Source organism: Streptomyces sp. NPDC048349 (assembly GCF_040651925.1).
Taxonomy (GTDB): domain Bacteria; phylum Actinomycetota; class Actinomycetes; order Streptomycetales; family Streptomycetaceae; genus Streptomyces.
Window position 1 is genome coordinate 1 of record NZ_JBEZLA010000107.1, and the last position, 12,287, is coordinate 12,287.

General features: G+C 74.5%; 8 protein-coding genes. 6 read left to right on the top strand and 2 right to left on the bottom strand.

Annotated elements, in window-relative coordinates; genetic code table 11:
- Positions 1-411: 411 nt before the first annotated feature.
- Positions 412-1,752, bottom strand: a complete 1,341-nt coding sequence (locus AB0D44_RS33065; RefSeq protein WP_362598181.1) for an SWIM zinc finger family protein — start codon at positions 1,750-1,752, stop codon at positions 412-414.
- A 134-nt stretch (positions 1,753-1,886) separates the two neighbouring features.
- Between AB0D44_RS33065 and AB0D44_RS33070 the strand changes: the two genes are divergently transcribed.
- The 5 genes from AB0D44_RS33070 (at position 1,887) to sucD (ending at position 8,943) form a co-directional block, all read left to right on the top strand.
- Entirely contained in the window at positions 1,887-2,993 is a 1,107-nt protein-coding gene (locus AB0D44_RS33070) for an AAA family ATPase (RefSeq protein ID WP_362598184.1), read from the top strand.
- Positions 2,990-5,425 carry a DUF5682 family protein gene (locus tag AB0D44_RS33075; protein WP_362598187.1) on the top strand — a complete coding sequence of 812 codons (2,436 nt, stop codon included), beginning with the start codon at positions 2,990-2,992 and terminating at the stop codon, positions 5,423-5,425. Before AB0D44_RS33070 ends, AB0D44_RS33075 begins: the two co-directional genes overlap by 4 nt.
- Positions 5,425-6,573 carry a VWA domain-containing protein gene (locus AB0D44_RS33080; protein WP_362598190.1) on the top strand — a complete coding sequence of 383 codons (1,149 nt, stop codon included), beginning with the start codon at positions 5,425-5,427 and terminating at the stop codon, positions 6,571-6,573. The genes AB0D44_RS33075 and AB0D44_RS33080 overlap by 1 nt, the downstream gene beginning before the upstream one ends.
- A gap of 279 nt (positions 6,574-6,852) precedes the next feature.
- A complete protein-coding gene (gene sucC, locus AB0D44_RS33085) occupies positions 6,853-8,031 on the top strand; it encodes an ADP-forming succinate--CoA ligase subunit beta (protein WP_362598192.1) in 1,179 nt (392 codons plus the stop codon).
- A 21-nt stretch (positions 8,032-8,052) separates the two neighbouring features.
- Positions 8,053-8,943, top strand: a complete 891-nt coding sequence (sucD, locus tag AB0D44_RS33090; protein ID WP_362598195.1) for a succinate--CoA ligase subunit alpha — start codon at positions 8,053-8,055, stop codon at positions 8,941-8,943.
- 76 nt (positions 8,944-9,019) lie between these two features.
- Here the strand turns inward: sucD and AB0D44_RS33095 are convergent, their stop codons facing one another.
- Complete coding sequence (locus AB0D44_RS33095) at positions 9,020-10,417, bottom strand: helix-turn-helix domain-containing protein (protein WP_362598198.1); 1,398 nt, start codon at positions 10,415-10,417, stop codon at positions 9,020-9,022.
- A gap of 119 nt (positions 10,418-10,536) precedes the next feature.
- On the opposite strand from AB0D44_RS33095, the gene AB0D44_RS33100 reads away from it, so the two are divergent.
- A partial coding sequence (locus AB0D44_RS33100) for a DUF6350 family protein (RefSeq protein WP_362598201.1) occupies positions 10,537-12,287 on the top strand: 1,751 nt, incomplete at its 3' end.

Genomic DNA, 12,287 nt, shown 5'->3' on the forward strand with positions numbered 1-12,287 from the left:
GGGGCGGACGATGCGTCCGTACCGCTGCCCGCGACCGTGTTCGCACCGCCGCTGTCCGGGTCGGACCTGGACGAGGCGCCGCCGTCCGCGGTGGCGCACCGACCAGCTCCTCCCAGTCCCCGTACTGCTCGTCACCCCTGACCATCGGACCCCTCCCTCGACACTCGCTGATCGTTCCTGCCCCGTGCTCCGGTCCCGCCCCCTCCGCGGGACCGGAGCCGTCGATGCCCCGTTCGCATGTGCTCAACTGGCGTGGTTGTCGTTCATGCAAGCCCCCCGGCCTCTCGTCACTCCGCGCCGACGCCCCCGCGCCACCGCGTCCTTCCCCTCCGCGCCGCCCCTGCGTGACGGCATACGTGTCCCCAGGCCCCTGCTGTCGTGCTGCGTTGTTCCCCCTGCATCCGGCCCGGTTCAGGCCAGCGGTACCGCCTCGGGCGAACCCGGCTGCCAGGCGGTCAGGGGGGTGAAGCCGCGGTGGCCGCACTCCCCGAACACCGTCACCGGGCCCCCGCCCGACAACGCGGCCAGCTGCCACAGGCCGCCGCGCGAGCGGCTGCCCGTACCGGTGACGGGCACCGGCAGGGCGGAGGTTCCCTCCGCGTCCGCCAGCTGCCAGCCGAGCTCTCCCGGTATCGGGATCACCGGGCCGAGCACCACCGGCCAGGACTCCAGCCACGGGTCCTCCCGCAGCGCCGCCCCGTACGCCTCCAGCGCCGCCCCGGTGCCCACCCCGGCCGGGACCTCCGCGCACGGCGCGGCCGCCGCGAACCTCTCCCCGAGATCCGCCCGCAGCCCCGCCGATCCGGGCCGGAAGCGGACTTCCGCCTCCAGCACCAGACCCACTGGCAGCGCCAGCCCCGGCGGCCGCCCGGGCGGGCCGAAGTCCAGCACCAGGGCCGGCCGCCCGCCCCCCAGCCCGCGCAGCCATATCCGGCGGGTGGTGAGCCGGCCGTCCGGCGACACCGAGTCGTACTGCGCCAGCACCAGCCAGCGGTCCCGCACGGCCTCCCCCTCCCCGGAGGCCGGCAGTCCCACCCGGCTGCGCACCGTCGCGGCCAGCTCTTCGGGCAGTGCCGCCACGCCCAGCCAGGCCCGGTCCAGCAGGTGCAGCAGCGCCGCCTCCTCCAGCATCCGGGCGGGCCAGCCGGGGCCGCAACTGGGTATCGTGCCCAACTCCCTTACCCGGGCGGCCAGTCCGGGCGCCTGGGCGTCGACCATGCGGGCGGCCGTCTCCTCCCACGCCGCGTAGCCCGCCTGTTCCTGTCCGGCGAGACCGCCGCGCAGCAGGTCGGCCAGGCGCTGCTCCAACTCCGTGACGCCCGCGCCGATCCGCGCCGCTCGCCGCTCGGCCCGCCGCCGGACCCCCTCCTCGTCCGCCGGCCGGCCCGCGGCGGCCGGCCGCGCGGCCTTCGCCGCGCGCTCCGCCAGCCACTGCGCGGCCCACTCAGGCGCCTCTCCCGGCTCGCCCACCCCCTCCGCGGACCAGAGCAGCAGGAGGCCCAGCGCGTGCTTGCACGGGAACTTGCGGCTGGGGCACGAGCACTTGTACGCCGGTCCCGCCAGGTCCACGACCGTGCGGTACGGCGTGCTGCCGCTGCCCTTGCACAACCCCCATACAGAACCGGAAGCGGAACCTCCGATCTGTGACCACGGACCCGCCCCGCCGAGTCTGCCCCCCGCCTTGCGTGAGGCATCGTCAGGAGCCAGAGCCAGTACCTGTTCCGCCGTCCAGCGGACCTGCTGCTCAGTCATGTGAACCACCGTACGGACCGCCACTGACAATCACTCTGACCTGCAACAACGCCTCGAACAAGGGGCGTTGTCAGTGGCGTGGTGCACCGTTGGCAAAGCAGTCGGAAGCGGCTGCCGAGCATTGGAGGGGGACCATGACCACGCCCGAGAACGCACGCCGGACCCAGGTACTTCGACCGCACGCCGAAGACGCCTTCGCACACGAACTGAAAGCCCTGGCGGCCGCCGACGACCGGCCCCGCCCGGCCCGCTGGAAGCTCTCCCCGTGGGCCGTGGCCACCTACCTCCTCGGCGGTACGCTCGGCGACGGCACGGTGATCACGCCCAAGTACATCGGGCCGCGCCGTATCGTCGAGGTCGCCGTCACCACGCTGGCCACCGACCGCGCCCTGCTCCTCCTCGGCGTCCCCGGCACCGCGAAGACCTGGGTCTCGGAACACCTCGCGGCCGCCGTCAGCGGAGACTCCACGCTCCTCGTCCAGGGGACCGCCGGAACCCCCGAGGAAGCCATCCGGTACGGCTGGAACTACGCCCGGCTGCTCGCCCACGGCCCCAGCCGCGAGGCGCTCGTCCCCAGCCCCGTCATGCGGGCCATGGCCGACGGCATGACCGCCCGCGTCGAGGAGCTCACCCGCATCCCCGCCGACGTCCAGGACACCCTCATCACCGTCCTGTCCGAAAAGACCCTCCCGATACCGGAGCTCGGCGAAGAGGTGCAGGCCGTAGGCGGCTTCAACCTCATCGCCACCGCCAACGACCGCGACCGCGGGGTCAACGAGCTCTCCAGCGCCCTGCGCCGGCGCTTCAACACCGTGGTCCTGCCGCTGCCCGCCACCGCCGACGCAGAGGTCGACATCGTCGCCCGCCGCGTCGACCAGATGGGCCGCGCCCTCGACCTGCCGGCCGTGCCCGAGGGCCTGGAGGAGATCCGCCGCGTCGTCACGGTCTTCCGCGAGCTCCGCGAAGGGGTCACCGGTGACGGCCGGACGAAGGTCAAGACGCCCAGCGGCACCCTGTCCACCGCCGAGGCCATCTCCGTCGTCACCGGCGGGCTGGCCCTGGCCGCCCACTTCGGGGACGGCGTCCTGCGCCCCTCCGACGTGGCCGCCGGGATCCTCGGCGCCGTCGTCCGCGACCCGGCCGCCGACAAGGTCGTCTGGCAGGAGTACCTGGAGGCCGTGGTCCGCGAGCGGGACGGCTGGAAGGACTTCTACCGCGCCTGCCGGGAGGTGACGGTATGAGCCCGCTCCTGCTGGGCGTGCGGCACCACGGGCCCGGCTCGGCCCGCGCCGTGCGCGCCGCCCTCGACGCGGCCCGGCCGGCGGCCGTGCTCATCGAGGGGCCGCCCGAGGGGGACGCGCTGCTCGCACTGGCCGCCGATCCGGGGATGCGGCCGCCCGTGGCACTGCTCGCCCACGCCGCGGACGACCCCGGACGGGCCGCGTTCTGGCCGCTCGCCGGCTTCTCCCCGGAATGGATCGCGATCCGCTGGGCCCAGGAGGCGGGCGTACCGGTGCGGTTCATGGACCTCCCGGCCGCGCACACGCTGGCCCGCCAGGAGGAGGAGGGGGAGGGCGCGGAGCCCGACTCCGTCCGGGTGGACCCCCTCGCGGTACTCGCCGGGACCGCCGGGTACGACGACCCGGAGAACTGGTGGGAGGACGTGGTCGAACACCGGGGCACCGGGGTGGTACCCGACCCGCTCGCCGCCTTCGAGGCGCTCGGGGAGGCCATGGGCGCCCTGCGCGAGGCCTACGGCGACGGCGGCCACGCCCGCGACCTCGTGCGCGAGGCGTACATGCGCCAGCGGATGCGGGCCGCCCGCAGGGAGTTCGGTGACGCGTACGCCGTGGTGTGCGGGGCCTGGCACGTACCGGCACTGCGGGCCAAGACCACGGCGGCCGCAGACAAGGCCCTGCTCACGGGTCTGCCGAAGGTGAAGGTGGAGACCACCTGGGTGCCGTGGACCCACCGCAGACTGGCCCGTGCCGGCGGGTACGGCGCCGGAATCACCTCGCCCGGCTGGTACGCGCACCTCTTCGAGGCCCGGGACCGGCCGGTGGAGCGGTGGCTGACGAAGGTCGCCGGGCTGCTCCGGGCCGAGGACCGGCAGGTGTCGTCGGCGCACGTCATCGAGGCGGTCCGGCTGGCCGAGACGCTGGCCGCGATGCGCGGACGGCCACTGCCCGGGCTGACGGAGAACCTCGAGGCGGTCCGGGCGGTCATGTGCGACGGGTCCGACGTGCCGCTCGCGCTGATCGATGACCGGCTCGTCGTCGGGGACGTGCTGGGGGAGGTCCCCGACGCGGCACCCGTCGTACCCCTCCAGCGCGACCTCACCCGCCGGCAGCGCTCGCTGCGGCTCAAGCCCGAGGCGCAGACCCGCGAGCTGGAGCTCGACCTGCGCAAGGAGACCGACAGCGCCAAGTCGCTGCTGCTGCACCGGTTGAGGCTGCTCGGCGTCGACTGGGGCATACCGGCCGCCTCGCGGGGCACCACCGGGACCTTCCGGGAGACCTGGCGGCTGTGCTGGGAGCCGGAGCTGTCGGTGCGGGTCGCGGAGGCAGGGATCTGGGGCACCACCGTCCTCGCGGCGGCCACCGCCAAGGCGGAGGCGGACGCCGCCGGGGCCGGGGAGCTGGGCGAGGTCACCGCACTGGCCGAGCGGTGCCTGCTGGCCGGGCTGTCCGAGGCGCTGCCCGCCGTCCTGCGGGCGCTCGCGGACCGGGCCGCGCTGGACACCGATGTGGCCCGGCTCGCCAAGGCCCTGCCCGCGCTCGCGCGTTCACTGCGGTACGGGGACGTCCGCGGCACCGACGCGGCGGCCCTCGGCGCGGTGGCCGCCGGGCTCGCCGAGCGGATATGCGTGGCCCTGCCGCCCGCCTGCACCGCCGGGCTGGACGCCGACGCGGCGGCGGAGCTCTGCGGCCACGTGGACGGGGTGCACGGGGCGGTCGGGCTGCTGGCGGACGCGGACGAAGGGCTGCGCGAGCGCTGGTCCGCCGTCCTGCGGACGCTGGCCGGCCGGGACACCGTGCCGGGCCTGATCCGCGGCCGTGCGGCCCGGCTGCTGCTGGACGAGGGGCGGCTGCCGCCCGAGGAGACGGCCCGGCTGATGGGGCTCGCGCTGTCCCCGGCGGCCGACCCGGCGGACGCGGCGGGCTGGATCGAGGGCTTCGCGGGCGGCAGTTCGGGCGGCGGGACGCTGTTGGTCCACGACGACCGGCTGCTGGGCCTGATCGACAGCTGGCTGGTGGGGGTCCCGGAGCGCGCGTTCACCGACGTACTGCCCCTGCTGCGGCGGACCTTCGGGGCGTACGAGCCGGGCGTGCGGCGGACCCTGGGCGAGCTGGTCCGCCGGGGGCCGGGCGGCCCGGCCGCACGGTCCCGCCCGGGCCAGGCCCCCGAGGGCTTCGCCCCGGACCTGGACCGGGCCCGCGCGGACGCGGTGCTGGACGTCGTCCGGCTGCTGCTGGCCGGACCCGGACCCGGAGCCGGTGCCGGACCCGGACCCGGACCCGGACCCGGTGCCGGTGCCAGTGCGGGAGCCGGTGCCGGATCCGACGCCGGAGTCAGAGCCGGACTCGGAACCGGCGCCGGAGCTGGAGCCGGAGCCGACCCGGGAACCGGACCGGCAGGACATGACGAGAACGACCTTGCGGGGGTGAGCTGATGGAGACGGCGGACGAGCGACTGCGCCGGTGGCGGATGGTGCTCGGCGGGGGAGACGCGGACGGGACCGGATACGCGCCGGCCGGGCGGGACGCGGCGATGGACGCCGCGCTCGCCGCGCTGTACGGAGGGGGCGGCGCGGGCGGCCCGCGCAAGGCCTCGGGGGCGCGGTCCGCCGGCCTCGGCGGGTCGGCGCCGAACGTGGCGCGCTGGCTCGGCGACATCCGTGCGTACTTCCCCGCCCCGGTGGTCCAGGTCATGCAGCGCGACGCCATCGAGCGGCTCGGCCTGTCCGCCCTGCTGCTGGAGCCGGAGATGCTGGAGGCCGTCGAGCCCGACGTGCACCTGGTCGGCACCCTGCTCTCCCTGAGCAAGGCGATGCCCGACACCACGAAGGAGACGGCCAGGGCCGTGGTCCGCACGGTGGTCGAGCAGCTGGAGAGGCGCCTGGCGACCCGCACCAGGGCCACGCTCACCGGCGCCCTGGACCGCTCCGCCCGGATCAGCCGGCCCCGCCACCACGACATCGACTGGAACCGCACGATCCGGGCCAACCTCAAGAACTACCTGCCGGAGTACCGCACGGTCGTCCCCGAACGGCTGATCGGCTACGGCCGGGCGGCGCAATCGGTGAAGAAGGAGGTGATCCTCTGCATAGACCAGTCGGGTTCGATGGCGGCCTCGGTCGTGTACGCCTCCGTCTTCGGCGCCGTCCTCGCCTCCATGCGCTCGATCGCCACCCGTCTGGTCGTCTTCGACACCGCCGTGGTCGACCTCACGGACCAGCTGGACGACCCGGTCGACGTGCTCTTCGGCACCCAGCTCGGCGGGGGCACCGACATCAACCGCGCGCTCGCCTACTGCCAGTCGAAGATCACCCGGCCCGCCGACACCGTCGTGGTCCTGGTCAGCGATCTGTACGAGGGCGGCATACGCAACGAGATGCTCAAACGGGTCGCCGCGATGAAGGCCTCCGGGGTCGAGTTCGTGACCCTGCTCGCCCTGTCCGACGAGGGCGCCCCGGCCTACGACCGCGAGCACGCCGCCGCCCTCGCGTCCCTGGGCGCGCCCGCCTTCGCCTGCACCCCCGACCTGTTCCCGGAGGTGATGGCCGCGGCCCTGGAGAAGCGGCCGCTCCCGGTGCCGTGAGGGCCTGGACCGCACCGCCTGGGAATCGGCCGATCGCACGAACTTCCAGCTCAACCGTGAGGCGATCTGTGACAGGTATCACCGCTCAGGTGTGATCTGTGATTTAGGGACCCACGTCCCACGGGGATAACCTGCGGGACGGACATGCCGCGTCCACGGTCACCGTGTGCGCCTTCCTTGTGACAGCGCCGTCACGTTGCCCTCCGCGGCACGCCCACGCAGATAGCAGACAACCGCGAATCACTGCGAATCTTTAAAAAAGACAAGGGACGGACGCGCGTGGACCTGTTCGAGTACCAGGCGAGGGACCTCTTCGCCAAGCACGGTGTACCGGTGCTGGCCGGTGAAGTCATCGACACGCCTGAGGCGGCTCGCGAGGCCACCGAGCGGCTGGGCGGCAAGTCGGTCGTCAAGGCGCAGGTGAAGGTCGGCGGCCGCGGCAAGGCCGGCGGCGTGAAGCTGGCCGCCACCCCGGACGAGGCCGTCGCCCGGGCGACGGACATCCTCGGCATGGACATCAAGGGCCACACGGTCCACAAGGTGATGATCGCCGAGACGGCCCCCGAGATCCTCGAGGAGTACTACGTCTCGTACCTCCTCGACCGGACCAACCGCACCTTCCTCGCCATGGCGTCGGTCGCGGGCGGCATGGACATCGAGCAGGTCGCCGAGGAGACCCCCGAGAAGCTCGCCAAGGTCCCGGTGAACGCCAACGAGGGCGTGACCATCGAGAAGGCCCGCGAGATCGTCGCCCTGGCGCAGTTCCCGGCCGAGGTCGCGGAGAAGGTCGCCGAGGTCCTCGTGACCCTGTGGAAGACCTTCATCGCCGAGGACGCGCTCCTCGTCGAGGTCAACCCGCTCGCGAAGGTCGCCTCCGGCGACGTCATCGCGCTCGACGGCAAGGTCTCGCTCGACGAGAACGCCGAGTTCCGCCAGCCGGGTCACGAGGAGTTCGTCGACCACGCGGCCGCGAACCCCCTCGAGGCCGCCGCCAAGGCGAAGAACCTCAACTACGTCAAGCTCGACGGTGAGGTCGGCATCATCGGCAACGGCGCGGGTCTCGTCATGAGCACCCTCGACGTCGTCGCCTACGCCGGCGAGAACCACGGCGGCGTCAAGCCCGCCAACTTCCTGGACATCGGCGGTGGCGCCTCCGCCGCCGTCATGGCCAACGGTCTCGAGATCATCCTCGGCGACCCGGACGTCAAGTCCGTCTTCGTCAACGTCTTCGGTGGCATCACCGCCTGTGACGAGGTCGCCAACGGCATCGTCCAGGCGCTGGCCCTGCTGGAGGAGAAGGGCGAGGCGGTCACCAAGCCGCTCGTCGTCCGTCTCGACGGCAACAACGCCGAGCTGGGTCGCAAGATCCTCTCGGACGCCAACCACCCGCTGGTCCAGCGCGTGGACACCATGGACGGCGCGGCCGACAAGGCCGCCGAGCTCGCGGCTGCGAAGTAAGGGCAGAGGTCACAGACTCACATGGCTATCTTCCTCAACAAGGACAGCAAGGTCATCGTCCAGGGCATGACCGGTGCCACGGGCATGAAGCACACCAAGCTGATGCTGGCTGACGGCACCAACATCGTCGGCGGCGTGAACCCGCGCAAGGCCGGTACCACCGTCGACTTCGACGGCACCGAGGTCCCGGTCTTCGGCTCCGTCGCCGAGGCGATGGAGAAGACGGGCGCCAACGTCTCCGTCCTCTTCGTCCCGCCGGCCTTCGCCAAGGCCGCCGTCGTCGAGGCCATCGACGCCGAGATCCCGCTGGCCGTCGTCATCACCGAGGGCATCGCGGTGCACGACTCCGCCGCCTTCTGGGCGTACGCCTCCGCCAAGGGCAACAAGACGCGGATCATCGGCCCGAACTGCCCGGGTCTGATCACCCCCGGCCAGTCCAACGCCGGCATCATCCCGGGCGACATCACCAAGCCCGGCCGCATCGGTCTCGTGTCCAAGTCCGGCACGCTGACCTACCAGATGATGTACGAGCTCCGTGACATCGGCTTCTCCTCGGCCGTCGGCATCGGTGGCGACCCGGTCATCGGCACCACGCACATCGACGCCCTGGAGGCGTTCGAGGCCGACCCCGACACCGACCTGATCGTCATGATCGGCGAGATCGGCGGCGACGCCGAGGAGCGTGCGGCGGACTTCATCGCGAAGAACGTCACCAAGCCCGTCGTCGGCTACGTCGCGGGCTTCACCGCCCCCGAGGGCAAGACCATGGGCCACGCGGGCGCCATCGTCTCCGGTTCCTCCGGCACCGCGCAGGCCAAGAAGGAGGCCCTCGAGGCCGCCGGCGTGAAGGTCGGCAAGACGCCGACCGAGACCGCCAAGCTGGCGCGCGAAATCCTGAACGCCGCTCGCTGAGCGGGCGCGTACAAGGGCGTGGCCCGCACCCCCCGGGGTGCGGGCCACGCCCTTTTCCCGTTTCGGGCCCGGTCCGTCATTCGCTCCTCGGGGCGAGCCGGGCAGGCCCGGCGGCCGGGTCGGCGCTCAGTTTGTCGTGGAGCAGCCGGCTCTGCTCGGTGAGCTGCTGGGGGCCGCTGAGCGGGGGCACGCCGGAGACGCTCTCGCCGGGTGCCCGCGGGGGCTCGTAGTGGGTCGGCGCGGTCGCGGCGGTGTAGGCGGTCGCGGCGGCGATCACCGCGGTCAGGCTGAGGGTCGCGCGCGTCCACATCCGGGTGCGGTACTCGCCGTAGCCGCGCACCTGCGCCGGCGGGGGCGGGTCGAGCCGTACGGCCGGCCGCAGCGCGTCGAACAGGTCGCGCAGCACCGCGGACTGCTCCTCGGGCGGTACGTCGGCCAGTGCGGGGATCCGGCCGGCGAGGTCGGCGTGCGCGTGCAGGAGGCGGTTGCCGGTCGCGGGCGTGGTGGCCTCGGTCTCCGCGGCGGTGTCGGGGAGGTCCAGGCCGACGCCGTCGTAGAGCACGACCGTACGGCGGTGGACGATCGGCAGGGCGAGCAGCGCGTCCAGCACCATCCGGTCGGACTGCTCGGCGGGGGGCTTGTCCGGGTGGCGGTGGGCCCGCCGGAACCGGTGCCAGGGGGAGAGGGCGTACTCGTACGCGGCCGCGCGCACCCAGCCCACGGGGTCCGGGTCGGCGGCCACCTCGGGCCACTGGTACCAGGCCTGACGGAACGCCCGCTCCACGGACTCCAGGGCGAGGCGGCGGCGGCCGGTGAGGAGGTACGTCTGCCGGGCGAGGTCGGCGGCGGCCCGGGCGTAGAGGGCGTCGAAGGCCTCGGCCGGACCCCGGGGCGGCGCCGGTGCCTCCGCGGGAGCCTCGGCGGGGTCGTCGGAAGGGTCGGCCGGCGCTTCTGCGGAAGGATCGGCGGGCGGATCGGCAGACGGATCGGCGGGCGGGTCGAAGGACGGGTCGCAGGACGGTTCGGCGGGCTCGGCGGTGGCTTCGGGTTCGGCCGTTCCGGTGGACTCTTCCGGGGTGGCCGTACCGCCGTCCGGCGGCTCCGGTACCGCCCCGGGGGCGGGGTCGGCCGCGGGGCCGGGGTCGGCCGCGGGGCCGGCCGGGGCCGGCGCCGCGTCCGCTGCCGTCGCTTCTCCGGCTACGCCCACGACTACGGCCGTTCGCGCCGCAGCGGCCTCGGCGGCGGCCGCCGGGGCGTTCGCCGGGGCGTTCGGCGGGGCCGCGAGCCCGGCCAGGAAGTCCGCGTACAGATCCCGCTTGCGGCCGCGCGGTTGGGTGCGGCCCGACTCCCAGGAACGGACCGTGCTCGTGGTGACGCCCACCACCGACGCGACCTGTTCGAGCGTCAGCTTCGCGGCTTCGCGCAGTCTGCGGCGCTCCTTGGGGGCGGGCAGGCCTTCGACGCGTTGTGTCATGCCACGCTCCCCGCGACCTGGCAGCCCTGGGCGAAAAAGTACATAAACGTATATTGAGCGACACCACGGACATTCGCCTGTTACCCACTCATAGCGCGTGTCGTTGGCACCATGGCGGGGTGACCCAAGTGACCGAACGCGGGACCCCGTTGTCCGTGGCCCCGCGAGCCGTCGGGCGCCGCCGCTCCCCGGCGGCGGCCGCGTGCGTGGTGGGCGGCGCCGTGGCCGCCGGACTCGGGCTCGGCTTCCTCGCCGTGCTCGTCATCGTTCTGTGGATCAGCTCCCCCTATCCCGACAGCGGCCCCGGCGGGGCCCTGCACCTCGCCGCCGGGCTGTGGCTGCTCGCCCACGGGGCGGAGCTCGTGCGGTACGAGACGCTCTCCGGCGTGCCCGCGCCCGTCGGCCTGACCCCCCTGCTGCTCGTCGCGCTGCCCGTGCTGCTCATGCGGCGGGCCGCGCGGCTGGGGAGCGCCTGCGAGGAGGAGGGGGAGGAGGTTTTGCCGGCCGCCGCCGTGTTCTCGGCCGTGCTCTGCGGCTATCTGGCCGTCGGGGCCCTGGCCACGGTGTACGCGGCGGGCGGCCCCATGCCGGCCGATCCGATCAGCGCGGCCTGGCACGTGCCGCTGGTCGCGGTGCTCGCGACGGCGGGCGGAGTGTGGGCGGTACGGGGCCGGCCGCTCGGGCCGCCGCCGTCGTGGGTGCCGGGGGGCGTGAGGAGGGCCATCGCGCGCCCTCGTTACGCGCTGGCGCTCCGGGCCGGTGCGGGTGGAGCGCTCGTCCTCCTGGGCGGCGGCGCACTGATCGTCGGCGGCTCGCTCGCGTGGCACGGCACGGAGGTCCAGGGGTCCTTCCTGGCGCTGACCGGGGTGTGGTCGGGGCGGTTCGCGGTGCTGCTGCTCGCGATCGCACTGATCCCGAACGCCATGGTCTGGGGGGCGGCGTATGCGCTCGGGCCCGGTTTCGCGCTCGGTGCCGGGGTGAGCGCCACTCCGCTCGGGTTCACGGGCTCGCCGGGGCTGCCCCGGTTCCCGCTGCTGGCGGCGCTGCCGCCCGAGGGGCCGGGGACGCCGCTGACCTGGGCGGTCGCCGGGGTGCCGGTGGTGGCCGGGCTGGCGGTGGGCTGGTTCGCGGTGCGGCGGGCGCGGGAGGTGTCGTGCGGGGAGACCGCGCTCACGGCGGCACTGGGCGCGCTGGTGTGCGGGCTGGTCATGAGCGGGCTCGCGGCGGCCTCGGCGGGGCCGATGGGGTCGCGGGCGCTGGCCGACTTCGGGCCGGTGTGGTGGGCCACGGGGCTGGCGGCCTTCGCGTGGACACTGCTGCTGGCGGTGCCGGTGGCGGTGGCGGTGCACGCGTGGCGGAACCGGCCCGCCCTGGCGACGGACGACGCCTGGCACGACAGCGGCGTACGGGAGGTCCGCTGGGCGGCCCTGCGCCGGTCGGCGGGCACCCTGGTCCCGGACATCACCGACCCCCCGGCCCCGGTCCCGGTTCCGCTCCCCTCCTCGTCCGGCACCGAAGCCCAGGGCGCGGTCCCCGCCCCGGGCACGACGAACGCCCGGCCGCCGGCCCCGGACCCGAGCCCGGACCAGGCTCCGGCCCCCGCCCCGGGCACGACGAACGCCCGGCCGCCGGCCCCGGACCCGAGCCCGGACCAGGCTCCGGCCCCCGCCCCGGGCACGACCAACGCCCGGCCGCCGGCCCCGAACCAGAGCCCGGACCAGGCTCCGGCCCGAGCCCAGGGCCCGGCCAGAGCCCAGGCTCAGGACCACACCCCCGCCCGACCGCAGGCCCCGGCCGCGGCCATGGCCCCCGCCCCCGCCCCCGCCCCCGCCCCGACGTCGACTCCCGACCCGGCCGCGGCGCCGGCGGC

Coding starts and splice junctions, on each gene's coding strand:
- AB0D44_RS33080 (WP_362598190.1), top strand. CDS start 5,425: ATGGAGACGGCGGACGAGCGACTGCGCCGGTGGCGGATGGTGCTCGGC.
- AB0D44_RS33070 (WP_362598184.1), top strand. CDS start 1,887: ATGACCACGCCCGAGAACGCACGCCGGACCCAGGTACTTCGACCGCAC.
- sucD (WP_362598195.1), top strand. CDS start 8,053: ATGGCTATCTTCCTCAACAAGGACAGCAAGGTCATCGTCCAGGGCATG.
- AB0D44_RS33095 (WP_362598198.1), bottom strand. CDS start 10,417: ATGACACAACGCGTCGAAGGCCTGCCCGCCCCCAAGGAGCGCCGCAGA.
- AB0D44_RS33075 (WP_362598187.1), top strand. CDS start 2,990: ATGAGCCCGCTCCTGCTGGGCGTGCGGCACCACGGGCCCGGCTCGGCC.
- AB0D44_RS33065 (WP_362598181.1), bottom strand. CDS start 1,752: ATGACTGAGCAGCAGGTCCGCTGGACGGCGGAACAGGTACTGGCTCTG.